The organism is Mesorhizobium sp. BR115XR7A (assembly GCF_020165315.1).
In the GTDB taxonomy this organism is placed as follows: domain Bacteria; phylum Pseudomonadota; class Alphaproteobacteria; order Rhizobiales; family Rhizobiaceae; genus Mesorhizobium; species Mesorhizobium australicum.
On the sequence record NZ_JAIUHW010000001.1, the window covers coordinates 642102 to 664988 of the forward strand.

The following is a 22887-nucleotide window of genomic DNA, read 5'->3' on the forward strand; positions in this document are numbered from 1 at the left end:
GCAGCGATGAAACAGCTGCTCCTGCTGCGTCACGCCAAATCGAGTTGGGACGACCCTGACCTCGACGATTTCCGACCGCTGGCGGAACGTGGGTTGAAGGCGGCCCGGCTGATCGGCCGCGAGCTTGGAGCGCGCAACTGGCTGCCGGATCAGGCGCTGGTGTCGCCGGCGCTGCGCACCCGCGATACCTGGCGGCTGGTGGCGGCGGAACTGCCAGTGCATCCCCGGGTCGCGTTTGCCGAGGCGCTCTACGATGCCGCAGCGGCGGATATTCTGGGTCAGCTACGCAAAGCGGACCCTTCGACCAGCTGCCTGCTGGTTCTCGGCCACAATCCGGGCCTTGAGGAGCTGGCAAAACAGCTTGCCGGACCGGGATCGGAGGCGAAGGCGCGCAAGAGGCTCGAGGAAAAGTTTCCGACAGCAGCCCTCGCGCGCTTCGTCCTTGAAGACGATTGGTCCGGGGTGTCGACCGCCAGGCTGACACATTGCCTGCGGCCGAAGGATCTGAGCTAGAAGTCTAATGTCCGCGGGTGCGGCAGATCAGACCCGCCGCAGCCGCGACATCAGTTACCCCAGATGCCCTGGCCAGGCTCGGGCCAGTCGGTGGCTGGCTTCATCTTGGTGTCGGCGGTCTTGTGTTTGATCATATCCGTGTCGTTGACGGCGCCCGTGGCGGCGTGATCCACGCCGGCGACCGGGGCGACCGGCTGGTTGGCATTGTCGGAGCCATAGTGGTCGCTGCCGGCGAATGCACCTCCGGCTGCGACAAGGATAGCGGCGGTAGCGAGAGCAAGTCTGTTCATTTCAATCTCCTAGTTCATCCGTTGGGCGGCGTCTTGGGAGGACGGTTCCGCTGAGGAGAAGACCAGATGCAGCCTGGTTTTATTCCGGGACGTGAGATGTTTCTGCCGACTGGTAAGATCGGCGGCCTTCGGTCTGAACCTCATTCAAAACAAGAGCGGCGGGCCAGGCCCACCGCTCTTTGTCGTCAAGCCAGGCGAGGCCGGCGTGGATCAGTTGCCCCAGTTGCCCTGGCCGGGATCAGGCTGATTGGAATCGGGCGTCAGCTTGAAACCGCGGTGTTCGACCGGTTTGCGGATCGAAGCCGTATAGCTGTGGTCGATTTTACCCGCGGGCGCGGTGACCGCCGGCTGATTGACATTGTCAGAGCCATAATTGTCGCTGCCGGCGAAGGCGCCGCCCGTGGCAACGAGAATGGCGGCGGCGGTAAGTGCGATCCTGTTCATTTCTTTACTCCGATAGGTCTGGTCTGTCCGTCAAGTGGCGTGCCTTTGGGAGGAATTTCGCGTCGCTCGGACCAGCTGAAAGTGGGTTTTTCGTTCGTCGGCTTCCAATCACGAAGATGTTCCTTCACGGCCCGATTTCGGACATCGAGGCTGGGGCACGGATTCGGCAGAAGTGTTTTTTATCAACGCTATCAGTCTCTTGTTGCGCAACTCACGGAGTATCACGCTTTGTTTCGCCGAGGGGGCGTTCGCCGGGCGTTCACGGAGCGTCAACATTAATTGAACCGATTGGTTCGATCCGTGATCGGCGCGCTGGCCGGCACTTGTTCGACGGCTATCCGGCACGACTGAACCCGACTGGCTCGCCTGGTTCCTTTGTCACAAAAAACAAGAGCGGCGGGCCAGGCCCACCGCTCTTTGTAGTCACGCGATGCTAGAAGGGATTAGCGGCCCCAGATGCCCTGGCCCGACTGAGCCGGAACGTTGGCATTGGCATCGGCCTGCGCCTTGTCCGCCTTCAGGATCGAACCGGTGTGGAAGGTGTCGACGTTGGAGGTCGACTGGCTGGCAACCGGCTGGTTGGCGTTGTCGGAACCGTAGTTGTCGCTGCCGGCAAAAGCGGTGCCAGTGGCAACGAGGATGGCAGCGGCGGTGAGTGCGATCTTGGTCATTTCAAGTACTCCTGATGGATTGGCAGTCGCGATTAGCGGCCGAAGAGGTTGCGGTCAGCGCCCTGCGGAGCCTGGACCGACGCGGCCGTCGACTTCGAGGTCGAAGCAGTGACCGAATGGTCGACAGTGGCGGCAGGCTGGTTGGCGTTGGCCGAGCCATAATTGTCGCTGCCGGCAAAAGCAGTGCCCGTGGCAACGAGGATGGCGGCGGCGGTAAGAGCGATCTTGGTCATTTTATTTACTCCAGAATTTCTTTGTTCTGTCCGTCTAGTGGCGTGCCCTTGGGAGGATTTCGCGTCGCTCGGACCACCTCCAGATGGGGAAGGCCCTTTGGAATTACCAGTCGCGTCGGCTTTGCAGTATTTCATCGCATTATGGACAATGCATATTGCATTGCAGCATTTTTAGCCTGAATTCTCAAACGTTTTCAGTAGATTAGCGTTTCTCCCGCAGACGCAAACCCCGACCGATTCGCGCCTGTTGTTCACTGTTTGCGATACAATCCGTCAACTAGAACCGAACCGTTCGGTTCGATTTTATATTTCAAACGAGGCATCTAGCCCGCGAAAACCCATCGCCGGCCGCAGCCAAGCCGCATTTGCCTTGCGTTGCGATCGATACTATCGATCATCCGGGTTCCGATTGCCGAATGGGATCGTCGCTCGAGCCTTGGTGGCCGTTGAGACCGAAGTGGATGCTGGAACGGCAATAGACATGCGATTGCTGCTTGTGGAGGACAATCGCGAACTGGCGGACTGGCTGGGCAAGACCTTGCGCCAGGCGAATTATGTCGTCGACATCGTCCATGACGGCGAGGATGTCGAGCACGCGCTTGCCGCCGGCGACCACGCGCTTGTCATTCTCGACCTTGCGTTGCCCCGCATGGGCGGACTGGAAGTGCTGCGCATGCTGCGAGCCCGCGGCAACCGGGTGCCGGTGATCGTACTGACCGCCAATGCCAGCCTCGATGGCCGGGTCAAAGGCCTCAACGAAGGCGCCGACGACTATCTGGCGAAGCCCTTCCAGGTAGAGGAGCTCGAAGCGCGCATCCGCGTCCAACTGCGCCGCGCCAATGACCGGACGGCACCGGTCGTTGCCTGCGGCGACCTCATCTTCGACACCAACACCAGGCTGTTTTCGCTCGGCGGTGAAACACTGGCCCTGACACCACGCGAACATGCCGTGCTTGAACAATTGATGATCAAGGCGGGACGCACGGTAAGCAAGGCCGCCCTGTCGGCGGCGATCTACGATTTCGAGACCGACGCCGATCCAAGCGCCATCGAGATCTATGTGCACCGTGTGCGCAAGAAGCTCGAGGGGTCGCGGGTCCAGATCACCACTTTGCGTGGCCTCGGCTATCTCTTGCGCCATGAGGATCTGGCGCCATGATGATTTGGCGCTATGAAGACTAACAGCCTGCGTCTGCAATTGCTGGCCTGGGTCGTGCTCCCCCTGGCCGGGCTTGCGACCATCAATCTGTGGACCAGCCAGCGCAACGCTCTGGCGACCGCCGATCTGGTCACCGACCGCATGCTGGTCGGCTCGGCCCGCGCCATCGCCGAGCAGGTCGCCATGGCCGATGGCGTACTCGATGCCACCATCCCGCCGGCGGCGATCGAGATGTTCGATACCGGCGATCGCGACAGCGTCTACTATCGCGTCGAGACCGCCGGAGGACGGTTGTTGACCGGTTACCCCGATTTGCCGCAAGCGCCGCGGCATGCCAGCGTCGAGGCGAGCTATCGCGACCATATGTTGCGGCTCTTGACGCTCAGCCACGCGGTGATCGGCGCCGGCGGCGATTCCCCCATAACGGTCACCGTGGGCATAACGCTCTCCGGGCATGATGCGATGGTGAAGCGGCTGTGGTTCAGCGCCTTCGTCCAGCAACTGGCGCTGGTGGCGATCGCCGGCGTGTTCGTGCTGCTTGGCCTGCGCCGCGGCCTGGCACCATTGATGAGCCTGCGCGACGCGGTGCGTTCGCCAAGCCGAAGCGACCTCGATCCGGTTGACGTGCCGGGCGCGCAGAGCGAAATCCGGCCTCTGATAGAGGCGCTCAACGCCTACATGGAACGGGTGCGCGCGCAGATGGGAGCGCAGCGCCGTTTCATCGCCAATGCCGCACATCAATTGCGCACGCCGCTGGCGCTGCTATCGACGCAGGCAAGCTATGCGCTACGCGAAACCGCCATCGATGCGCGCCAGGAAGCGCTGGTGGCGCTGCAGGCCAGCTCCGGCAAGCTGGCGCGGCTGGCCGAACAATTGCTCACCCTGTCGCGTGCCGAGCCTGGCAGCCGGCGGCCACGCGCCGATCGCATCGACCTGACAGAAGCCGCCCGCCATGTACTGGAAACGCAGGCGCCCGCGGCGATCGCCCGCAAGATCGATCTCGGGCTGGAGGAAACAGGGCCGGTTGCAGTCATTGGCGACGGCACCATGCTGCGCGAGATGATCGTCAATCTTGTCGACAACGCGCTGCGTTACTCGACGGCAGGCGCCAGCGTGACGGTGAAGCTGGCCGCCATCGATAGCGAAGCCGTGTTGACGGTAGCCGATGACGGACCCGGCATCCCGGCCGAAGAGCGGGATCACGTGTTCGAGCGCTTTTATCGCATCGCCGGTTCGACCGAGGAAGGCAGCGGCCTGGGCCTCGCCATCGTGCGCGAGGTTGTCGAGAATGCCGGCGGCCGCGTCACCCTCGGGGATGGCGCGGCCGGCGGTCTGGTGGTCGAGGTCAGGTTGCCCCTGGCCTGAACCGACCCGCACCAAGCGCGGGCTCGTACTGTCCTCGGAACAAAATCAGGTGCCCTGCTCGTTGAACGGCGCCGGCCGCCACTTGACGACATAGTTCTCGAAGCGGGTGATGATGAATTCCACCACCAGCGCCATAACCGCCAGGATGATCATGGCGGCGAAGACGCCATTGGCGTTGAAGGCGCCCTGCGCGGTCGAGATCAGCAGGCCCATGCCTTGCTTGGCGCCGAGGAATTCGCCGACCACGGCGCCGACCAAGGCAAAGCCGAAGCTGACATGCAGGCTGGCCAGGATCCAGCTCATCGCCGACGGGATAATGACGGTGCGGGTGATCTGGAACGGCGAGGCACCGAGGATCTGGGCGTTGGCGATCATCGCCCTGTCGGCCTCGCGAACCCCCTGGAAGGCGTTGGCGAAAACGACGAAGAACACCATCACCACGGCGAGCGCCACTTTCGAGGCCATGCCGAGGCCGAGCGCGATGATGAAGACAGAGCCGAGCACGACGCGCGGCACGGAATTGGCGATCTTGATGTAGATCGAAAAGACATCGGCCAGCAGCCGGTTGCGGCCGAGAATGATGCCGGCGGCGATGCCGCCCAGTGCGCCGATGGCGAAGCCGAGGAAGGTTTCCTCCAGCGTCACATAGATCTGCAGCCAGAGCGGTCCCTGCGAGGTGCCCTCGGTGATCCAGGACCAGATCTGTTCCCAGATGCCCGAGGGGCTGGCGAAGAAGAACGGGTCGATGATGTTATAGTCGGCGCCGAGTTCCCACAGGCCAAGGAACGCAACGAGGATAGCAAGGCGCAGGCCGATGACCAAAGCATGGCGGCGGCGCAGCCGGGCCCTCGCCCGGGCCTCGGCAACGGCAATGGAGGCATCGCGGACGGCGGCATGGGAAGCGGTGGGAGAGATAGCGGTCATGTTGGTGTCTCCTCTCAATGCCCGCTCTGCAAGGTGCGGCTCTGGCCGAGCTGCACTTCTTCGCGCAGGTCGTTCCAGATCACCTTGGCGATCTCGACGAATTTCGGGTCGTAACGGATGTCGGCCATGACACGCGGACGCGGCAGGTCGATGCGGTAGACACTCTTGACCGTTCCCGGCCCGGCGGTGAGCACATAGACCTTGTCGGCCAGCGCCACCGCCTCCTCCAGATCGTGGGTGACGAAGACGACGGAGGATTTCTGTTCCGACCACAGGCCGAGCAATTCGTCCTGCATGGCCGTGCGCGTCTGCATGTCGAGCGCACTGAACGGCTCGTCCATAAGCAGAATCTTCGGCTGGTTGATGAAGGTCTGGGCAAGGGCGACGCGCTTGCGCATGCCGCCCGAAAGCTGGTGCGGATAATGCTTTTCGAAGCGGCCGAGGCCGACGCGGGCGATCCAGTCGCGGGCCCGATCATAGGCCTGCGCCTTGGGGATCCCGCGATAAAGCGGACCGGCGGCGACATTGTCGATGACGCTTCGCCAGGGAAAAAGCGCATCGGCTTGGAAGACGAAACCGATGTCGCGGCTGATATCGGTGACCGGTTTGCCCATGACGCGGACATGACCTGTGGTCGGCCGCAGCAGGCCGATGACGAGGTTGAGTGTCGTCGACTTGCCGCAGCCGGTCGGCCCGACGACGCAGGCGAATTCGCCACGCGCCACCGTCATGGTGAAGTCGCGGATCGCCGTCATCATATGGCCGTCGGGCGTGACGAAGCGTAGCGTCACATCATCGATGGCGATCGCGGCATCGGCCGGCGGCGCGGCCTGAGACAACTTCTCAGCCGCCATCGTTTGCACTTGCATGGCATACTCCTGTGGCGATGATGCGAGAATGCCTGCGGCCAAAACTTGTGGTCGCCATCTCTCGACATCGGTAGGCGCGCCGCTGCCAAATCGATTCAGGCCAGCGGCGCAACTTGTTGTTCCTCAAGAGCGAACCGGGTAACCCGCCTCGCCTGCCTGCCTACTTGGCGGCGTCGACGAATTCCGTCGTGAAGGTTTTCGACAGGTCGATCTGCTTGCCCTGCAGGCTCTTGGAGAAGGTCGACAGAACTTTCAGCACCGTCTCGGGGCCATCGGCCGGCATGCGTCCGTCGGGCGTGAACATCGCCTTGCCGCCGGCGAGCCCCTGGATATAGAGATCCTTGTTGCCGGCGTAATAGTCCTTCGGCATCTTGTCGGCGATCTCCTCGGCCGAATGGCCGGCGATGAACTTCATCGTCTTGACGAAGGCATTGGCGAGCTTCTGTGCTTCGTCCTTGTGGCCTTCGACCCAGGAAGACTGGACGTAGAAGGATGCCGCAGGATAGTCGCCGCCCAGCGCTTCCTTGGTCTTTTCGGGCGTGCGCATGTCGACCAGGACACTGGCCTCGCCGGTCTTGAGCAATTTCGCGATGGTCGGCTCCGTGGTCATGCCGGCCTGAATTTGGTCCTGCTTGACGGCGGCGATGAAGGTGTTGCCGGCGCCGACCGGCAGCAGCGTGTAATCACCCGGCTTCAGGCCGCTGCGGACGGCAAGATATTGGGTCAGGAAATCGGTCGACGACCCAAGCCCGGTGACGCCCAGCGTGGCGCCCTTGAAGTCGGCCGGCGACTTGATCTCCGGGTGCTTGGCGGAGACCAGTTCGACCTCGCCAGGGGCCTGGCTGAACTGGACGATCGACTCGATGTATTTGCCCTTTGACTGTAGGTCGACAGTGTGGTCATAAAAGCCGACAACGCCCTGCACGGCGCCGGCCAGCAATTCATTCTCGGCCTCGACGCCGGCTCGCGAGTTGATCAGTTCGACGTCGAGCCCCTCATCCTTGAAGTAGCCGAGCTGCTGGGTGAGCACGGCCGGCAGGTAAATCTGCTTTTCCATGCCGCCGACAATGATGGTGATCTTGTCCGCGGCGGACGCCGCGGTCGCGCCCGTGCCGACAATGGCGAGCGTCAGCGCCGCCGAACGCAAGATGCACTTCGAGATCAAACCGGTCATGTAACTTCCTCCACCTGGGCGGCGCGCCATCCAGGCTGCGCCGCATTCCTCCTGCCGGCCACTCCCGCACCGGTCACGCGGCGAACGCCGCAATGAATCAATTGCATGCCCAAGCTTTCAGCTGGCTTTCAGCCACTTTAGCAACCGGGGAATGAAAACAGCCAGGATTTGCTGGTTACGATGCGCCAAAACCCAATACGTCGCGCATGTCGTATTCGCCGGGAGCGCGGCCCGCCACCCACAATGCCGCGGCGATGGCGCCGCGTGCAAACATGATGCGGTCGCCAGCCGAATGCGCCAAGGTGACGGTCTCGCCTTCCGTGCAGAAGCTGACGCTGTGCTCACCAATGATGGCGCCACCCCGCGCCACCGCGAAGCCTATCTCGCCCGCCGGCCGCGCGCCGGTGACGCCATCGCGGACGCGCCTCGCAACCGTGGCCAGCCCGATTTCGCGTCCGCCGGCAACAGCCTGCCCCAGCATCAGCGCCGTGCCCGAAGGCGCGTCGATCTTGTGGCGATGATGAGCCTCGAAAATCTCCGCATCCCAGTCATCGGGGTCGAGCGCCCGCGCTGCCTGTTCGACCAATCCGACCAGCATGTTGAGCCCGAGCGAGAAGCTGCCGGAGCGCACGATGGCAATGGTTTTCGCGGCATCGGCGATGGTGGCCATCTCGGCGGCCTCGAAGCCCGTCGAGCCAATCACCAGGGCTGGCCCGCCCCTTCCGGCACACAATCTGGCCAGTTCCGCAGAGGCGGCCGGCGTGGTGAAGTCGACGACCACGTCGGCCATGGCAATTGCCTCGTCGCGGCTCACCAGCCCATTGCCGACACTGCCCGGACGGTGAAAGCAGCCGGCGAGCGCAAGACGCGCATCGGCCCGTACCGCATCCACCATCCGGCGACCCATGCGGCCGAGAGCGCCTGATATGGCGATCCTGATCGGCGGCTGCGGCATCGGCTTCCTGCTATTTCCACATGCCGCGCATGCGCGCGCCGATGTCGACGCGCACCTCCGGCCGGGGCGCCCTGCCCTGCGCCGCTTGCGCGGCCGGCCACGAAAGCTGCTGGAACGCGGCGAGGATGGAGGCCGGAATGAAACGGGTGCGCGAGGCGTAGACATGGCGGTCGCCGCGTGCCGCCTGGCCATGCGGAAAGAAGCGCTGGGGCATGACGAGGTTGAGATTGTCCTTGGCCCGTGTCATCGCCACGTAGAGCAACCGTCGCTCCTCCTCGATATCTTCCTTGGTGCCGACACCGAGATCGGCCGGAATGCAGCCATCGACCGTGTTCAGCACGAAGACGTTCTTCCACTCCTGGCCCTTGGCCGAATGGATGGTCGACAGGATCAAATAATCCTCGTCGCGGTGCGGCGGGCCGGCCTGGTCGCTGGTTGCGTCCGGCGGATCGAGCGTCAGCTCGGTCAGGAAGCGTTCGCGCGAAGCATAGCCCGAGCCGATTTGCTCGAGTTGCAGCAGGTCGGCGCGGCGCGTGATCGCATCCTCGTGGATGCGCTCCAGATGCGGTTCGTACCACAGCCTGACCTGTTCGAGATCGGCCGGCCATTTGGCGCCGGCGCGCAAACCGGAATAGAGCGAGACGAAGCCGGGCCAGTCGTCGGCGGCGCGCTGTGGCGGACGCCAGCCGGCCAGGCCCATCGCCTCGTCCAGTGCCGACGTCATGGTCTCGACGATCTGCGCGGCGGCGGAAGGGCCGATGCCGGGAAGAAGCTGCAGCACGCGAAAGCCGGCGACACGATCGCGCGGATTTTCGGCAAAGCGCAGCACCGCCAGCACGTCCTTGACATGCGCGGCATCGAGGAATTTCAGGCCACCGAACTTGACGAAAGGGATGTTGCGCCGCGTCAGCTCGATCTCCAGCGGCCCGCTGTGGTGCGAGGCGCGAAACAGCACCGCCTGCGACTTCAGCGCGGTACCGGCCTCGCGCTCGGCAAGGATGGTGTCGCAGACGAAGTTCGCTTGTTCGACCTCGTCGCGCACGGTCACAAGTCTCGGTTTGTCGGCGGATTTGCGTTCCGACCACAGGTTCTTGGTGAAGCGCTCCGAGGCTTCGCCGATGACAGCGTTGGCGGCCGCCAGAATGGTCTCGGTCGAGCGATAATTGCGCTCCAGCATCACCACATCGGCGGTCTGCGCAAACTGTCCGGGGAAGTCGAGGATGTTGCGCACCTCGGCGGCCCGGAACGAATAGATCGACTGCGCGTCGTCACCGACGACCGTCAGCCCGGCGCCGTCGGGCTTGAGTGCCATCAGGATCGAGGCCTGCAGCCGGTTGGTGTCCTGATATTCGTCGACCAGCACATGGTCGAACCGTCCGCCCAGATGCGTGGCGATTTCAGGCTCGGCTGTCATCTGCGCCCAGTAGAGCAGCAAATCGTCGTAATCGAGCACATTCTGCGCCTGCTTGGCCTCGACGTAACCGGCAAACAATTGCTTGAGCTGCTCGGCCCAGCCGGCGCACCAGGGGAAGGCGGACCCCAGGACCTCACCCAGCGGCGCCTGCGCGTTGACGGCGCGCGAATAGATGGCAAGGCAGGTGCCTTTGGTCGGAAAGCGCGCTTCCGTCCTGGAGAAACCGAGTTCGTGGCGCACGAGATTCATCAGATCGGCGGAATCCTCCCGATCATGGATGGTGAAGGCCGGATCGAGGCCGATCTCCAGCGCATAGTCCCGCAGCAGCCGCGCGCCGATGCCATGAAAAGTGCCGGCCCAGGTCAGTGCGTCCGTGATTACCGCGGCGTCGCGGCCGAGCACTTCGCCGGCGATGCGCTCGACACGTCTCGCCATTTCGGATGCGGCGCGCCGCGAAAACGTCATCAGCAGGATGCGGCGCGGGTCGGCTCCCTTGACGATCAAGTGGGCGACGCGGTGCGCCAGCGTGTTGGTCTTGCCGGAGCCGGCGCCGGCGATAACCAGCAGCGGGCCTGCAATCTTGCCGTCGCCATGTTCGACGGCCTGGCGTTGGGCGTCGTTCAGCCGGGCGAGATAAGCCGGCTGGCCGGTCTGTTCCAAAAACGTCGAATCATGGGCGGCGAGGTTCATCGCCCATCAAGCATCGTTTCCGCTTTGTTCGCAACAGAGAAGCAGCTCCGCCAATACAGCGGGAGCAATCAGCGTTTCGGGTCAACGCCCATCGACGCCGACTGCCGGCGCAGCGCCTCGCGGTCGTTTGCGGGCGCTGGCAGCAAGAGCGGATCGACACTGTCGGGAACCTCGTCGATCATCTTGCGGGCGAGACGGTAAGTGACAAAGGCCAGCGTGCCAACCAGAAGCAAACGGATCATGCGGCGGTCCTCCTTCGCTGGGTCAACCTGAGGCAGGGGATTTTGTTCCCTCGGCGCAATCGTGCAACCAAACCGACACCGCCTCGTTCTGCGGGTGGAGGAAGTAGCCATGAAAAAGCTGGGACTGATCCTCGCGCTGGTGACTTTGGCTTTCTCGGCCTGCGACAACAAATTGCCGCCGACAAAGGCGACTGGGGCCGATCAAGATCTCGCCATTCCTGTCGTGAACAATGGCATTGCCAGCCAGTGAATGGAGCATTGCGCAAAAACGATTGCGGGATCTTCACCGCATTGCCGCGATGCATTCCTCGAGACGCTCGAGGCGGAACTTGGCATTGCGCAGCTCGTGGCCTGCGTCCTGGCGCAGCTGTCGTGTCTGCGCCGAGGCGGCGGTCAAGTCTCGTTCGAGTTGAGCGATGCGGGCGCGCACCCGCCGCGCTTCGTCCTGACGCACCGCCTTTATCCAGCTCCGCCCGCGCATCTATGAACCCGCAGCATCCAAAAGCGTGCCACAGCCATGACAGTAAAACCCTAACTTCCGCCGAGCGCGAGCGTTCTAACTTTAACGAAATCTAATTTAGCATGCAGGAGAGAAGGCCGGCGCCGCTTGGGAGGTAATCTGATAGCGCCGGCCAGGCGGATATCAGGTCCGCCGCGTGAGCGAGGCTAGCTGAGTCTTGCCGTAGCGTCATGCCAGATCAAGGATTTCGGCCTTTCCCCGGCGTTTTCCCCCGCTAAATGCCGCGAAAATCCCCCCGGGGGTTCAAGTCCCAAGCCGCTGCCTGGCGATGGCGGCATGGAAACTGGCGCCGAACAACAGCCCGTCGTCGTTGAAGTCGTAACTGGAATTGTGAAGCGGTGCCGAGGCCTCGCCGTTGCCGAGGAAGACGAAGCAGCCCGGCACGTGGTCGAGGAAGCGGGCGAAATCCTCCGACGCCGTCATCGGCTCGCGGGCGACCGCGATATTGCCGCGTTCGAAAACAGTCCCGGCGGCGGCAAAGGCCGCGTCGACCAGTTCGGCATCGTTGCGCAAAGGCACGAATTCCCTGGTGTAGTTGACCTCGGCGGCAACGTTGTAAGCGGTAGCGATGCCTTCGGCGATGATGCGCATCTGGCATTCGATCTTGGCGCTCACCTCGGGGCGGAAGCTGCGCGCGTCGCCAAGGATGCGGGCGATGCCCGGCAGTGCGTTGCGGGTGCCATCGGTGATCAGTTCGGTCACCGAAACCACGGAGATGTCGGCCGGGCTCAGCCGGCGCGAGACGATGGTCTGCAGGTTGGTAACCAGCGCACAGGCGGCGACCAGCGTTTCCTGACCCGAATGCGGCCGCGCAGCGTGACCGCCCAATCCCCTGAGCACGATCTCGAAGACGTCTTCGGCCGACATGACCGGGCCGGCGCGGGTCTCGAAATGTCCGACCGGCAAGCCCGGCATGTTGTGCAGGCCAAAGATCTCGTCGAAGGGAAAGCGCTGCATCAGGCCATCGTCGAGCATCGCCAACGCGCCTTTTCCCCATTCCTCCGCCGGCTGGAAGATGAAGCGCACGGTGCCGTCGAAACCGCCCTCCCCGGCCATGAGCTTGGCCGCACCGAGCAGCATCGCCGTGTGGCCGTCATGGCCGCAGGCATGCATGATTCCGGGATTGCCGGAGCGGTATGGCGCGGTTGATTGCTCTGATATGCGCAGAGCATCCATGTCGGCCCGCAGCGCGATCGCGCGGTTGCCGCTGCCGCGCTTCAAAGTCCCGACGACGCCGGTGCCGCCGACACCCTCGGCGACATCGTCCAGTCCGAATTCGCGCAGCTTGGCGGCGACGAAGGCCGCGGTGCGCTCCTCCTCGAAGCCGAATTCAGGGTGCGCGTGCAGATCATGCCGCCATTCGCATCTCCAGCTTCAGCACATCACGATCGATTTCAGCCATCGCCTGATACCTCCTGATCCGCAAGCTGGGCAACGATATCAAGCAGGATGTTGGCGCCGGCGACAAGCTCGGCATCGGCGGTATGTTCGCGCGGATTGTGGCTGATGCCACCGGCGCTCGGCACGAAAATCATCACCGCGGGCGCGAGGCGCGCCATCATCTGCGCATCGTGGCCGGCGCCCGAGGTCATGCGCTTGGACGCGTACCCGCGCTTCTTCGCGGCAGCTTCGATCAATTCGACAATGCTTATATCGAAGATCACCGGCTCGAAGCGGGCCAGCCGCTCGACCGAGATCGCGACGCCACCATCGGCGGCCAGGTTCTCAAGAAACGCGGCGAGTGCGGCTTCCTCGGCTTGCAGGCGATGCTCGAAAGGGTCGCGCAGGTCGACGGTGAAGACGGCGCGCGAGGGAATGACATTGATGGCGTTTGGCTCGAAACGCATCGTTCCGACCGTTGCAACGGTCGGCGTGTTCGAGGCTTTGGCGCGGTCGTGCAGGAACGTGACGACACGCGCGGCCGCATGCCCGGCGTCATTGCGCATCGACATCGGCGTGGTGCCGGCGTGGTTGGCGACGCCGTCTATGGTGATGCGCTGCCAGGAGATGCCTTGCAGGTTTTCCACAGCACCGATCGGCACGCCTTCGCGTTCCAGAACCGGGCCCTGCTCGATATGCAATTCGAGATAGACGTGCGGCTTGAGGAAGCCTGGCTCCTCGTCGCCGGCATAGCCGATGCGGGCCAGTTCCTCTCCCAGCACGCTTCCGTCGGTGCCGACGGCCGCCAGCGCCTCGTCGATACCGACGCCGCCGGCATGGACCAGTGAACCCATCATGTCGGGGGAATAGCGAACCCCTTCCTCGTTGGTGAAGGCGGCGACCGCGAGCGGTCGCGACGGGACAAGAGCCGACGCCTTCAACGTCTCGATCACCTCCAGCCCGGCGAGCACGCCGTAGCAGCCGTCATAGACGCCGGCATCGATGACGGTGTCGATATGCGAGCCGACGAGGATCGGCGCATGGCCGGCATTCGCCGGCGCCTGCCAGACGCCGAAGATATTTCCCATGCGATCGATGGCGATTTCGAGACCGGCCTCGCGCAGCCAGCCGACGAAGCGGTCGCGACCCAGCCTGTCGGCGTCGGAGGCGGCCAGCCGCACCAATCTGCCCTCGCCATCACGACCGATGCCGCCGAGCTCGCGGATGCGGCCAAGCAGCCTTTGTGCGTCGATCGAGGTCATGGCATCGATCAAGGTCATGGCGTCGCTCCAGAAGGCACCTTGCCGGCAAGCACATCCGCCGGATTCATGCCGACGAGTTCGGCATAGCGGCGGGGATCTGTCGCGCCTTCGGTGTTGACGACTAGGACGCGCGAACTGGCGTCGAGGCCAAGCTCGGTCTTGTGATCGGTCATCGCCCGGATCAGCCCGGCAAGGCCGACCCCGCCGCTTTCACCGGCGACGATGGCCGGATCGTTGCCGGCCGGGCGGGCCAGCCGCCGCATCACGGCGATGGCTTCGTCCTCGTCGACGGTCATGAAGGCATCGGCGACGCGTGCCAGCACGCGCCAGGCGACAGGCGAGGCCTCGTAGCATTCGAGCATCGCCATGACTGTCGCCTCGCCATGCGCGATCTTGACCGGATGCCCGGCCTTGGCGGCGCCGAAAACGCAGGCGGCACGGGCGGGTTCCACCACCGTGAAAACCGGCCTGGCTTCGCCAAGCACGATGGCGAGATGGCCGGCGACCGCCGCCGCGATGCCGCCGACGCCGGCCTGCACGAAGACATGGGTCGGCGGTTCGGAGATCTGGCCCAGCGCCTCGCGCACGATCGCCGTGTAGCCCTGCATGACGAGGCCCGGAATGCGTTCGTAGCCCGGCCATGAGGTATCGGAAACCACCGTCCAGCCTTTCTCCGCGGCGACGCGCGCTGCCTGCCTGACCGAATCGTCGTAATTGCCGTCGACATGGATCATCTCCGCCCCATAGCGGGCGATGGCCGCGACGCGCCCGTCGCTGACGCCGGCATGGACAAAGATCGTCGCCTTTGCGCCAACAAGCTCGGCGCCTTGCGCGACGGAGCGGCCATGGTTGCCGTCGGTAGCGCAAGCAACCGTCATGGTCGCCGCGACCGACCGGACTTCGGGCCGATCGAGATCCGCGACACCGACGGAGCGGCCGAGCCGCTTGCTTGCCTCCTCCAGGACCAGACGGAAGACCGCATAGGCGCCGCCCAGCGCCTTGAAGCTGCCTAGACCGAGGCGAAAGCCCTCATCCTTGACATGCAAGGTGCCGAGACCGAGTTCGCCAGCCAACGCCGGCAGGGCGTGCAGCGGCGTCGCCAAGTGATTGTCACGGCGGGCAAGGAAACGCTCGACAGTGTCCGCCCCGGCGATGCCGAGGGTTTCGGCATCGGCCTCGTCCAGCGGCTGGCGGTGCAAGGCATGGCGATTGGGCAGGAACATTGGCGGTCTCTCCTTGGCGTCCAAGAGAAGATATATTGCAAACCCTGCGCAAAAAGCGCCGCAATTTAGCTCTTGAAATGCAAGTTTGTTTCGTCAGGATAGCAATGTCTCAGTCGCCAGCCTCACTCGACAGCTTCGATCTCGCCATCCTTGCCATCCTGCAGCGGGACAACACGACGCCGCAACGGCTGATCGGCGAGGCGGTGAACCTGTCGGCGCCAGCCGTGCAGCGCCGCATCAAGCGCATGGAGCAGACCGGCGTCATCACCGGCAATGTCGCCATTGTCGAGCCGGCGGCCGTCGGCCAGCCGATCACTATCTTCGTCGAGGTGGAGCTCGAGAGCGAACGCACCGAACTGATCGACGAGGCCAAGCGGCAATTCTCGGCGGAGCCGCAAGTACAGCAATGCTATTATGTCACCGGCGAGGCCGACTTCATCCTCGTCATCGCCGTGGCCGACATGGGCGCCTACGAGGCGCTGACGCGAAAACTGTTCTTCGGCAGCAACAATGTGCGGAAGTTCCGCACCTTCGTCGCCATGGACCGCGTCAAGGTCGGGTTGACGGTGCCCCTGCCTGGATGAGCCGGTGCACCCTTGCCACGTTTCTGACATTCTGGATCGCCAATTGGAGGGGGAGGCGCGCATGGACGAAACCACGAAAGTCGCGATCATCGGTGCCGGGCCGGCGGGCCTGGCGGTTGCCGCATGTCTTCGCCAGGCCGGGCAGGATTTCGTCATGCTTGAAAAGGAGCAGCAGGCCGCGCCAGCCTGGCGGCGTCACTATGACCGTGTGCATCTGCATACGACCAAGCGTTACTCCTCGCTGCCCTTCGTTCCCTTCCCAAGGGATTATCCGCGCTATGTGCCGCGCCACCTCGTGGTCGAGTATCTCGACGCCTATGCAAAACGCTTCGCCCTGGAGCCCCGCTTCGGCGAAACGGTGCGGGCGGTCGCCAGGGAGGGCCGCGGTTGGCGAGTGGAATCGACCTCCGGCGCCTTACGCGCTTCGCATGTGGTGATCGCGTCCGGCTACAATGCCGAACCCTTGCTGCCCAGATTTGCCGGCATCGACGCCTTCAAGGGCAAGACGCTGCACAGCGCCGACTATCGCAACGCCGCGCCTTTTGCCGGCCAATCGGTGCTGGTCGTCGGCATGGGCAATACCGGCGCGGAGATTGCGCTCGATCTGGTGGAAGGCGGCGCCCGACCGACGATCTCGGTGCGCGGCGGCGTTCACATCGTCCCGCGCGAACTGTTCGGCGTGCCGATCCAGATGGTCGGCATGGCGACGCGGCTCGGGCCGCAGCGCATCAACGACGCGCTGTTCCCCGTCATCCTCGATCTGGTGCTGGGGAGGCTGGAGAAGTTTGGGCTCAGACGGCCGAAGCAGGGACTGCTGCAGCAGATCGCCCTTGCGTCGCGCATTCCGGTGATCGATGTCGGCACCATCGGCAAGATCCGGGAAGGTGCGATCAAGGTGGCGCCCGACATCGCCGAAATCTCGGAACGGGGCGCCCGTTTTGCGGACGGCAAGCACGGCGAATTCGACGCCATCCTCTTCGCCACCGGCTACCGGCCAGGCTATGCCAGGTTCCTCGAACCCGGCGTGGAGCCCGGCCCCAGCGGCGTCAATGCCCGAGCTTCGGATCTCGGCCTTTATCTGGTCGGCTTTCACAACGCGGTCACCGGGCTGTTGCGCGAAATCGGCATCGAGGCCCAGGCGGTCGCCGATGACATCCGCCAACGGCAAAACAGGAAAAAGGTGGCCGAAACCCTGCCGGTGTGATCCTAGGCGCGCCCTCAATCCACCGCGGGCGATGTCCTGAGCATCATGCCGGCGATCTCCTTCGTCAGTTTGGCGGCGACAAGCGCCGTCATGTTGGAGAGGTCCTGGCTCGGATTGTATTCAACGATATCAGCGGCAACGATCGGCTGGTTGATGCCTTGAATCAGGTTGATGACCTGCCGCGTCGACAGGCCGCCGGGCTCGCGGTGAGAGACACCGGGCGCAAAGGCTGGATCGAGCCCGTCGAGATCCATCGAGATATAAACCGGAGTCTTGAGATCAAGCGTCAGGCTTGCGCCGAAATGCGCGGCCTCCACGACCTCGACGCCAAAGCGCTTGAACTGATCGCGGTGATGGTCGTTCACGGCGCGCAGGCCGATCTGGATCAGCCGGTCGGCTAGCCGTTCCTCCATGATGCGCGCGAAGGGCGAGGTGTGCGAACGCGGATTGTCACCGTAGGCATGATAGATGTCGGGGTGGGCATCGATATGCACGATCGTCAGGCTCGGGTGGCGACGGCGCACCGCGCGCAGCACCGGCCAGGTGATCGCGTGGTCGCCGCCCAGGCTGATCAGCGGGTGGCCTGCCTCCAGGGCGCGACCGACTTCGCTTTCGATGCGCTGCCAGGGATCGCCCGGTTTGTCGAAGTCGATGTCGCCATGATCGATGAAGCGGCCGGTCAGGTCGAAGCCGGTCTCGCTCCATGAGGAGTAAGCATCGCTGGTGAGTTCGCGCCTGATGAGCGGCGGCGCCTTGGCCGCACCCTGGAGATAGGATGAATTCTCGTCATGCGGTATTCCCAGAAGCGAAATCGCGCCAGCCATCGACACTCTCCCATTGCGACGGACGAATTGACATCAGGCGCAATCGATAATCGCGGCCGCTATGCACTCAGCTCTTGCGCCCGGCGCAGCCAGACCTTGTTGTCGTGAAAGGCAGCGCCGCCATAGGGTGCGGGGGCGTCGGCGCCGGTCAGTACATTGATGCCCTCGCCGCGCTCATGCGCGCTGTTCGGCCAGATACCTTCGGCGATCACGACGCCGCGCTTGATGCCGCCGAACAGTCTGGCGTGCAGCACCACCTCGCCGCGCATGTTGCCGATCTCGACACGGTCGCCCTCGGCCAGCCCCAGAGCCGCCGCGTCCTCGGGATGCAGCAGGAGTTCCGGGCGGACCTCCTTGGCCTTCGACACCGGTGTTTCGGAAAAGGTCGAGTTGAGGAAGTTGCGCGCCGGCGAGGTCGTCAGCCGGAACGGATGGGCTTCGTCAGCCACCTCGATCAGGTCGACATGATCAGGAAATTCGGGCAATCGCGCCACCGGGCCGAACAGGCCCATGCTCTTCGGCGGCCGGTTGGGAGCCGCCTGGCCGGTCCAGTCGGCGCGAAAACGGAATTTCCCATCCGCATGGCCAAAGCCCCGGATGAAATGCGCCGTGTCGAAATCCGGCTGCAGATCAATCCACTTCTGCTCTTCCAAGCTGGCGAAGCTGCCCAACCCGCGCTTGCCGAGGATGATGTCGATATGCTGCTGCTCGGTCAGCCCGAAGCCCGGCCTGTCGGCGACACCAAGGCGCTCGGCCAGCTGCTCGATGACGAAATGGTTGGTGCGCGGCCCTTCCGGCGGTTCGATCAGCTTGGGGCCGAGCGTGATGTGCTGGTTGCCGCCGCCCTTGTAGATATCGTCATGCTCGACGAACATCGTCGCCGGCAGCACGACGTCGGCCAGCTTGGCCGTGTCGGTCATGAACTGCTCGTGCACGCAGGTGAACAAATCGTCTCGCAAAAATCCCTGCTTCACCAGCCGCTGCTCGGGCGCGACATTCACCGGATTGGTGTTCTGGATCAGCATCGCCGTCACCGGCGGCCCGCCATAAAGCGCGTCACTGGCGCCGGTCAGCACCGGGCCGATGCGCGAATGGTCGAGATAGCGGATCGAGGGATCGCGCATGCGCGTGCCCTCGAGCACCTCCTGGTTGAGTTTGAAGATGCCGGAATTGGAATGGAAGGCGCCGCCGCCCTCATACTGCCAGGCGCCGGTGACGGCGGCGATGCAGGACGCGGCATGCATGTTGACGGCGCCGTTGCGCTGGCGGGCAAAGCCGTAGCCGAGGCGAAAATAGGTCTTTTTCGTCGTGCCGACGAGGCGCGCGAAGGTCTCGATCTCGGCGACCGTCAAACCAGTAATATCGGCCGCCCATTCCGGCGTGCGGGTAACGAGATGCGCCTCCAGGCCTTTCGGATCGTCCGTGTATTTCTGCAGATAGGCGCGGTCGGCCAGGCCTTCGCGAAACAGGACATGCATGACCGCACAAGCGAGCGCGCCGTCGGTGCCGGGCTTCAGGACCAGACCAATGTCGGCCTGCTTCATCGTCGCATTCTCATAGACGTCGATGACCACGATCTTCGCGCCGCGTTCCTTGCGCGCCTTGATGGCGTGGGTCATCACATTGACCTGCGTGACCACGGCGTTGGTGCCCCAGATCACCACGCAGTCGGATTTCGCCATCTCCCGCGGGTCCGGTCCGCGCAGCGCGCCTGCCCCCATCATCCAGCCGGTCCAGGCGAGATTGGTGCAGATCGAGCCGAAGAAGCCCGAGTACTTTTTCGCGTGGCGCAACCTCTCGATGCCGTCGCGCTGCACCAGCCCCATCGTGCCGGCATAGTAATAGGGCCAGACCGTCTCGGAGCCGTACTTCGCTTCGGCCGCGTCGAATTTCTCGGCGACGAGGTCGAGAGCTGCCTCCCAGCTAGATTCCTGCCAGACGCCCTCGCCCTTGGCGCCCTTGCGCACCAGCGGCTTCAGCAGACGATCGGGATGATGGACGCGGTCGGCATAGCGGGCGACCTTGGCGCAGACGACGCCCGATGTGTAGCTGTTGGCCTTGGCGCCATGGACCCGGCCGATGCGGTTGCCGTCGAGCAGTTCGACCTCGAGAGCACAGGTCGACGGGCAATCATGCGGACAGGCCGAATGGCCGATGCGGAGGTTGGCGTGCTGGTTCATGGGAGCAAGCTACCCGTTTATAACGGTCAGGTGTAGGGCCAGATGGCACCTTCCCTTCTCCCCTTGCTGAGAAGGTGGATCGGCGCAATAGCGCCGAGACGTCGAGGGGTGTTCCAGCGGAGTGAGACGCTGGCGTTTCCAGGCATACCCTTCATCCGACCTCGCTTCGCGAGGCCACCTTCTCCCTGGGAGAAGGTGAAGCGCTCACCCTACTCCGCCGTGCCTTCCTCATATTCGGCCGACATGGTCAGCCATTTTTCCTCGTGGCCTGCCAGCGTCTGCGCAAGCTGCGAGCGCTCCTTGGCGAGCCGCGTCGCGGTCGAGGGATCCTTTTCATAGACCGCCGGATTGGACAGCTCGTCCTCAATGCCGTCGATGCGTTTGCGGATGCGATCCATCAGCGCCTCGGTGGCGCGGATTTCCTTGGCCAGCGGTTCGAAGGCGGCGCGGCGTGCGGCCGCGTCGCGGCGACGGTCGGCTTTTGACGCCTTGTCCGCTTCGCGCTTGCCACGGCGGTCGCTGGAGACGCCGGTGACCAGCGTCTTGTAGTCCTCCAGGTCGCCGTCATAGGGATTGACCGCACCGTCCTTGACCAGCCACAGCCGGTCGGCGGTCGCTTCCAGCAGATGGCGGTCGTGCGAAATCAGGATAACGGCGCCGGGAAATTCGTTCAGCGCATGGATCAGCGATTCGCGGCTGTCGATGTCGAGATGGTTGGTCGGTTCGTCGAGGATGAACAGGTTCGGGCCCTCGAAGGCAGACAGGCCCATCAGAAGGCGCGCCTTCTCGCCACCGGACAGGTCCTTGGCGGGCGTATTCATTTTCTCGGTCGTGAGGCCGAACTGGGCAACGCGGCCGCGCACTTTCGATTCCGGCGCCTCCGGCATCAGCCGGCGGACGTGCTCATAGGCATTCTCCTCAGGACGCAGATCGTCGAGCTGGTGCTGGGCGAAGATCGCCACCTTCAAACCCGGCGCCACCGTCATGGTGCCGGTTTCCTGCTTCAGGCGACCCGACAGAAGTTTGGCGAAGGTCGACTTGCCGTTGCCATTGGCACCGAGCAGCGCGATGCGGTCGTCGGCATCGATACGCAGCGTCATCTTCTTCAGGATCGGCTGACCCTCGGTGTAGCCGACATTGACGTTGTTCAGCGCCACGATCGGCGAGGCCACGGTCTTCACAGGCTCGGGGAAAGAGAACGGCCGTACCGTGTCGTTGACGATGGCCGAGATCGGCTTCATCTTTTCCAGCGCCTTGATGCGCGACTGTGCCTGCCTTGCCTTGGAGGCCTTTGCGCGAAAACGCTCGACGAAGGATTCCATATGCTTGCGGGCGGCTTCCTGCTTGACCCTGCCCTTTTCCTGCAATTCCTTCTGCTCGGTATACTGGCGCTCGAACTGGTCGTAGCCGCCGCGCCAGAACGTCAGCTTCTTCTGGTCGAGATGAACGATCGAATTGACGGCACGGTTGAGCAGATCTCGGTCGTGCGAAATCAGAAGCACCGTGTGCGGATACTTTGAAACATAGTTCTCAAGCCACAACGTCCCTTCAAGGTCGAGATAGTTGGTCGGCTCGTCGAGCAGCAGAAGGTCGGGCTCTGAAAACAGCACGGCGGCCAACGCAACGCGCATGCGCCAGCCGCCGGAGAAGGACGAGGCCGGACGGCGCTGCGCGGCGTCGTCGAAGCCTAGGCCGGCCAGGATGGTGGCCGCGCGAGACTCGGCCGAATGGGCGTCGATATCGGCCAGCCGCATGTGGATGTCGGCGATGCGGTGCGGATCGGTGGCGGTCTTTTCCTCTTCGAGGAGCGCGGAACGTTCGAGGTCGGCCTTGAGCACGATCTCGATCAGCGGGTCCTCGGTGCCGGGCGCTTCCTGCGCCACCTGACCGATCCGCGTATTCTTCGGCAGGCTGATCGAACCCGTCTCGGAGGGGAAATCGCCTGTTATGGCCTTGAACAGCGTCGTCTTGCCGGTCCCGTTGCGGCCGACAAGGCCGGCCTTGGTGCCGGCCGGCAGGGTGAGCGAGGCGTGGTCGAGAAGCAGGCGCCCCGCCATGCGGAGCGAGAGGTCGTTGATGATAAGCATGGCCGCGCTTTTGCACCGGACATCAACGCTTCGCAAGACCTTGCGGGCCAGTTGGCCGCACAAGGCCTGGAAACGGCGCCCACAACCGCGCCGTCAGAGCCGCGACAGCGCCCGCCGTGCAGTCGGCAAGGCCTCAGGCAGCCGCCCTGCCGCGCTTTGTCGTCTTGGCCACGACTGCCGGCGCAGCGGCCGGCTTGCGGCCAAGTCCCGTCGACTTCGCCAACGCCGACCGGGTCGCGGAGTAATTCGGCGCGACCATCGGGTAGTCCGGCGGCAAGCCCCATTTGGCGCGATAGTCGTCAGGGCTCAAGCCGTAGTCCGTCCTGAGATGTCGCTTGAGCGACTTGAACTTCTTTCCGTCCTCCAGGCAGATGATGTAGTCGGGAAACACCGACCTTTTCGGATTTACGGCCGGAACAAGGCTCGGGCTTTCCACGACAGCCGCACCAGCCAGCTTTCGGACCGAGGCGCTGACGCTGGCAATCAAGTCAGGCAGGCCCGAAGCCGGGAGCGGATTGTTGCCTACATAAGCCGAGACAATATCGGCGGTTAGCTCGATAACGATCTTATCCTCGATATTTGACAATTCTTTCACCCTATTTGCGACAAAGTCGTCTACCCCAGTGAAGACTTTTGTCGATGTATCTCTTTAACCGTGCCCCCAACGGACCCGCCAAGTC

At 63.8% G+C, this 22887-nt stretch carries 23 protein-coding genes and 1 pseudogene; 6 read left to right on the plus strand and 18 right to left on the minus strand.

Translation table 11 applies throughout. The annotated features are described in order from the left end of the window. The first annotated feature begins 6 nt into the window (after positions 1-6). Complete coding sequence (locus LB557_RS03440) at positions 7-513, plus strand: SixA phosphatase family protein (protein WP_224643780.1); 507 nt, start codon at positions 7-9, stop codon at positions 511-513. Positions 514-563: 50 nt separating this feature from the next. Here LB557_RS03440 and LB557_RS03445 read toward each other — a convergent pair whose 3' ends face one another. The 4 genes from LB557_RS03445 to LB557_RS03460 form a co-directional block, all read right to left on the minus strand. Beyond that, positions 564-803, minus strand: coding sequence for a DUF680 domain-containing protein (locus LB557_RS03445; protein WP_015318438.1), 240 nt, complete (start codon positions 801-803; stop codon positions 564-566). Between the two features lie 210 nt (positions 804-1013). Continuing rightward, positions 1014-1247, minus strand: coding sequence for a DUF680 domain-containing protein (locus LB557_RS03450; protein ID WP_015318439.1), 234 nt, complete (start codon positions 1245-1247; stop codon positions 1014-1016). Between the two features lie 443 nt (positions 1248-1690). Further along, positions 1691-1918, minus strand: a complete 228-nt coding sequence (locus LB557_RS03455) for a DUF680 domain-containing protein (protein WP_015318440.1) — start codon at positions 1916-1918, stop codon at positions 1691-1693. Positions 1919-1950: 32 nt separating this feature from the next. After that, positions 1951-2151, minus strand: a complete 201-nt coding sequence (locus LB557_RS03460; RefSeq protein WP_015318441.1) for a DUF680 domain-containing protein — start codon at positions 2149-2151, stop codon at positions 1951-1953. A 481-nt stretch (positions 2152-2632) separates the two neighbouring features. On the opposite strand from LB557_RS03460, the gene LB557_RS03465 reads away from it, so the two are divergent. Next, positions 2633-3310 (plus strand): response regulator, encoded by a 678-nt coding sequence (locus LB557_RS03465; RefSeq protein WP_140617181.1) that lies wholly within the window; start codon positions 2633-2635, stop codon positions 3308-3310. A 12-nt stretch (positions 3311-3322) separates the two neighbouring features. Beyond that, positions 3323-4675: a sensor histidine kinase gene (locus LB557_RS03470; RefSeq protein WP_140664749.1), complete on the plus strand. Its 1353-nt coding sequence runs from the start codon at positions 3323-3325 to the stop codon at positions 4673-4675. A gap of 45 nt (positions 4676-4720) precedes the next feature. Here the strand turns inward: LB557_RS03470 and LB557_RS03475 are convergent, their stop codons facing one another. From LB557_RS03475 to LB557_RS03500, 6 genes are all read right to left on the minus strand, one after another. Continuing rightward, a complete protein-coding gene (locus LB557_RS03475; RefSeq protein WP_015318444.1) occupies positions 4721-5599 on the minus strand; it encodes an ABC transporter permease in 879 nt (292 codons plus the stop codon). 14 nt (positions 5600-5613) lie between these two features. Then, positions 5614-6468 (minus strand): ABC transporter ATP-binding protein, encoded by an 855-nt coding sequence (locus LB557_RS03480; protein WP_224643779.1) that lies wholly within the window; start codon positions 6466-6468, stop codon positions 5614-5616. A gap of 160 nt (positions 6469-6628) precedes the next feature. Further along, entirely contained in the window at positions 6629-7642 is a 1014-nt protein-coding gene (locus LB557_RS03485) for an ABC transporter substrate-binding protein (protein ID WP_140617183.1), read from the minus strand. Positions 7643-7817: 175 nt separating this feature from the next. After that, positions 7818-8597, minus strand: coding sequence for a 4-hydroxy-tetrahydrodipicolinate reductase (gene dapB / locus LB557_RS03490; RefSeq protein WP_140717872.1), 780 nt, complete (start codon positions 8595-8597; stop codon positions 7818-7820). Positions 8598-8607: 10 nt separating this feature from the next. After that, positions 8608-10701, minus strand: a complete 2094-nt coding sequence (locus LB557_RS03495; RefSeq protein WP_224643778.1) for an ATP-dependent helicase — start codon at positions 10699-10701, stop codon at positions 8608-8610. A gap of 68 nt (positions 10702-10769) precedes the next feature. Further along, positions 10770-10943 carry a hypothetical protein gene (locus LB557_RS03500; protein WP_015318449.1) on the minus strand — a complete coding sequence of 58 codons (174 nt, stop codon included), beginning with the start codon at positions 10941-10943 and terminating at the stop codon, positions 10770-10772. Between the two features lie 109 nt (positions 10944-11052). Here LB557_RS03500 and LB557_RS03505 point away from each other — a divergent pair, with 109 nt between their 5' ends. Beyond that, positions 11053-11193 (plus strand): hypothetical protein, encoded by a 141-nt coding sequence (locus LB557_RS03505; RefSeq protein WP_015318450.1) that lies wholly within the window; start codon positions 11053-11055, stop codon positions 11191-11193. Positions 11194-11226: 33 nt separating this feature from the next. Here LB557_RS03505 and LB557_RS03510 read toward each other — a convergent pair whose 3' ends face one another. The 4 genes and pseudogenes from LB557_RS03510 to LB557_RS03525 form a co-directional block, all read right to left on the minus strand. Beyond that, positions 11227-11397, minus strand: a complete 171-nt coding sequence (locus tag LB557_RS03510) for a hypothetical protein (protein ID WP_224525574.1) — start codon at positions 11395-11397, stop codon at positions 11227-11229. A gap of 309 nt (positions 11398-11706) precedes the next feature. After that, positions 11707-12865: pseudogene (locus LB557_RS03515) on the minus strand (M20 aminoacylase family protein). Then, positions 12858-14105 carry a Zn-dependent hydrolase gene (locus tag LB557_RS03520; RefSeq protein WP_224644175.1) on the minus strand — a complete coding sequence of 416 codons (1248 nt, stop codon included), beginning with the start codon at positions 14103-14105 and terminating at the stop codon, positions 12858-12860. The pseudogene LB557_RS03515 and the gene LB557_RS03520 overlap by 8 nt, the downstream one beginning before the upstream one ends. A 14-nt stretch (positions 14106-14119) precedes the next feature. After that, on the minus strand, positions 14120-15328 hold the full coding sequence (locus LB557_RS03525) for a diaminopropionate ammonia-lyase (protein WP_224644173.1): 1209 nt from the start codon (positions 15326-15328) through the stop codon (positions 14120-14122). A 104-nt stretch (positions 15329-15432) separates the two neighbouring features. On the opposite strand from LB557_RS03525, the gene LB557_RS03530 reads away from it, so the two are divergent. Beyond that, positions 15433-15912, plus strand: coding sequence for an Lrp/AsnC family transcriptional regulator (locus LB557_RS03530; RefSeq protein ID WP_015318455.1), 480 nt, complete (start codon positions 15433-15435; stop codon positions 15910-15912). A gap of 61 nt (positions 15913-15973) precedes the next feature. Beyond that, entirely contained in the window at positions 15974-17116 is a 1143-nt protein-coding gene (locus LB557_RS03535; protein WP_224644174.1) for a flavin-containing monooxygenase, read from the plus strand. A gap of 14 nt (positions 17117-17130) precedes the next feature. Here LB557_RS03535 and speB read toward each other — a convergent pair whose 3' ends face one another. From speB to LB557_RS03555, 4 genes are all read right to left on the minus strand, one after another. Continuing rightward, a complete protein-coding gene (speB, locus tag LB557_RS03540) occupies positions 17131-17940 on the minus strand; it encodes an agmatinase (protein WP_140717882.1) in 810 nt (269 codons plus the stop codon). Positions 17941-17999: 59 nt separating this feature from the next. Next, positions 18000-20120: a molybdopterin-dependent oxidoreductase gene (locus tag LB557_RS03545; protein ID WP_140823710.1), complete on the minus strand. Its 2121-nt coding sequence runs from the start codon at positions 20118-20120 to the stop codon at positions 18000-18002. 209 nt (positions 20121-20329) lie between these two features. Then, entirely contained in the window at positions 20330-22207 is a 1878-nt protein-coding gene (locus LB557_RS03550) for an ABC-F family ATP-binding cassette domain-containing protein (RefSeq protein ID WP_140617193.1), read from the minus strand. Positions 22208-22340: 133 nt separating this feature from the next. Further along, positions 22341-22793: a MucR family transcriptional regulator gene (locus tag LB557_RS03555; protein ID WP_140664810.1), complete on the minus strand. Its 453-nt coding sequence runs from the start codon at positions 22791-22793 to the stop codon at positions 22341-22343. Between the last annotated feature and the right edge of the window lie 94 nt (positions 22794-22887).

Coding starts and splice junctions, on each gene's coding strand:
- LB557_RS03500 (WP_015318449.1), bottom strand. CDS start 10,943: ATGATCCGTTTGCTTCTGGTTGGCACGCTGGCCTTTGTCACTTACCGT.
- LB557_RS03545 (WP_140823710.1), bottom strand. CDS start 20,120: ATGAACCAGCACGCCAACCTCCGCATCGGCCATTCGGCCTGTCCGCAT.
- LB557_RS03485 (WP_140617183.1), bottom strand. CDS start 7,642: ATGACCGGTTTGATCTCGAAGTGCATCTTGCGTTCGGCGGCGCTGACG.
- LB557_RS03450 (WP_015318439.1), bottom strand. CDS start 1,247: ATGAACAGGATCGCACTTACCGCCGCCGCCATTCTCGTTGCCACGGGC.
- LB557_RS03470 (WP_140664749.1), top strand. CDS start 3,323: ATGAAGACTAACAGCCTGCGTCTGCAATTGCTGGCCTGGGTCGTGCTC.
- LB557_RS03525 (WP_224644173.1), bottom strand. CDS start 15,328: ATGTTCCTGCCCAATCGCCATGCCTTGCACCGCCAGCCGCTGGACGAG.
- LB557_RS03550 (WP_140617193.1), bottom strand. CDS start 22,207: ATGCTTATCATCAACGACCTCTCGCTCCGCATGGCGGGGCGCCTGCTT.
- LB557_RS03535 (WP_224644174.1), top strand. CDS start 15,974: ATGGACGAAACCACGAAAGTCGCGATCATCGGTGCCGGGCCGGCGGGC.
- dapB (WP_140717872.1), bottom strand. CDS start 8,597: ATGCCGCAGCCGCCGATCAGGATCGCCATATCAGGCGCTCTCGGCCGC.
- LB557_RS03505 (WP_015318450.1), top strand. CDS start 11,053: ATGAAAAAGCTGGGACTGATCCTCGCGCTGGTGACTTTGGCTTTCTCG.
- LB557_RS03475 (WP_015318444.1), bottom strand. CDS start 5,599: ATGACCGCTATCTCTCCCACCGCTTCCCATGCCGCCGTCCGCGATGCC.
- speB (WP_140717882.1), bottom strand. CDS start 17,940: ATGGCTGGCGCGATTTCGCTTCTGGGAATACCGCATGACGAGAATTCA.
- LB557_RS03530 (WP_015318455.1), top strand. CDS start 15,433: ATGTCTCAGTCGCCAGCCTCACTCGACAGCTTCGATCTCGCCATCCTT.
- LB557_RS03465 (WP_140617181.1), top strand. CDS start 2,633: ATGCGATTGCTGCTTGTGGAGGACAATCGCGAACTGGCGGACTGGCTG.
- LB557_RS03460 (WP_015318441.1), bottom strand. CDS start 2,151: ATGACCAAGATCGCTCTTACCGCCGCCGCCATCCTCGTTGCCACGGGC.
- LB557_RS03495 (WP_224643778.1), bottom strand. CDS start 10,701: ATGAACCTCGCCGCCCATGATTCGACGTTTTTGGAACAGACCGGCCAG.
- LB557_RS03440 (WP_224643780.1), top strand. CDS start 7: ATGAAACAGCTGCTCCTGCTGCGTCACGCCAAATCGAGTTGGGACGAC.
- LB557_RS03445 (WP_015318438.1), bottom strand. CDS start 803: ATGAACAGACTTGCTCTCGCTACCGCCGCTATCCTTGTCGCAGCCGGA.
- LB557_RS03455 (WP_015318440.1), bottom strand. CDS start 1,918: ATGACCAAGATCGCACTCACCGCCGCTGCCATCCTCGTTGCCACTGGC.
- LB557_RS03480 (WP_224643779.1), bottom strand. CDS start 6,468: ATGCAAGTGCAAACGATGGCGGCTGAGAAGTTGTCTCAGGCCGCGCCG.
- LB557_RS03520 (WP_224644175.1), bottom strand. CDS start 14,105: ATGACCTCGATCGACGCACAAAGGCTGCTTGGCCGCATCCGCGAGCTC.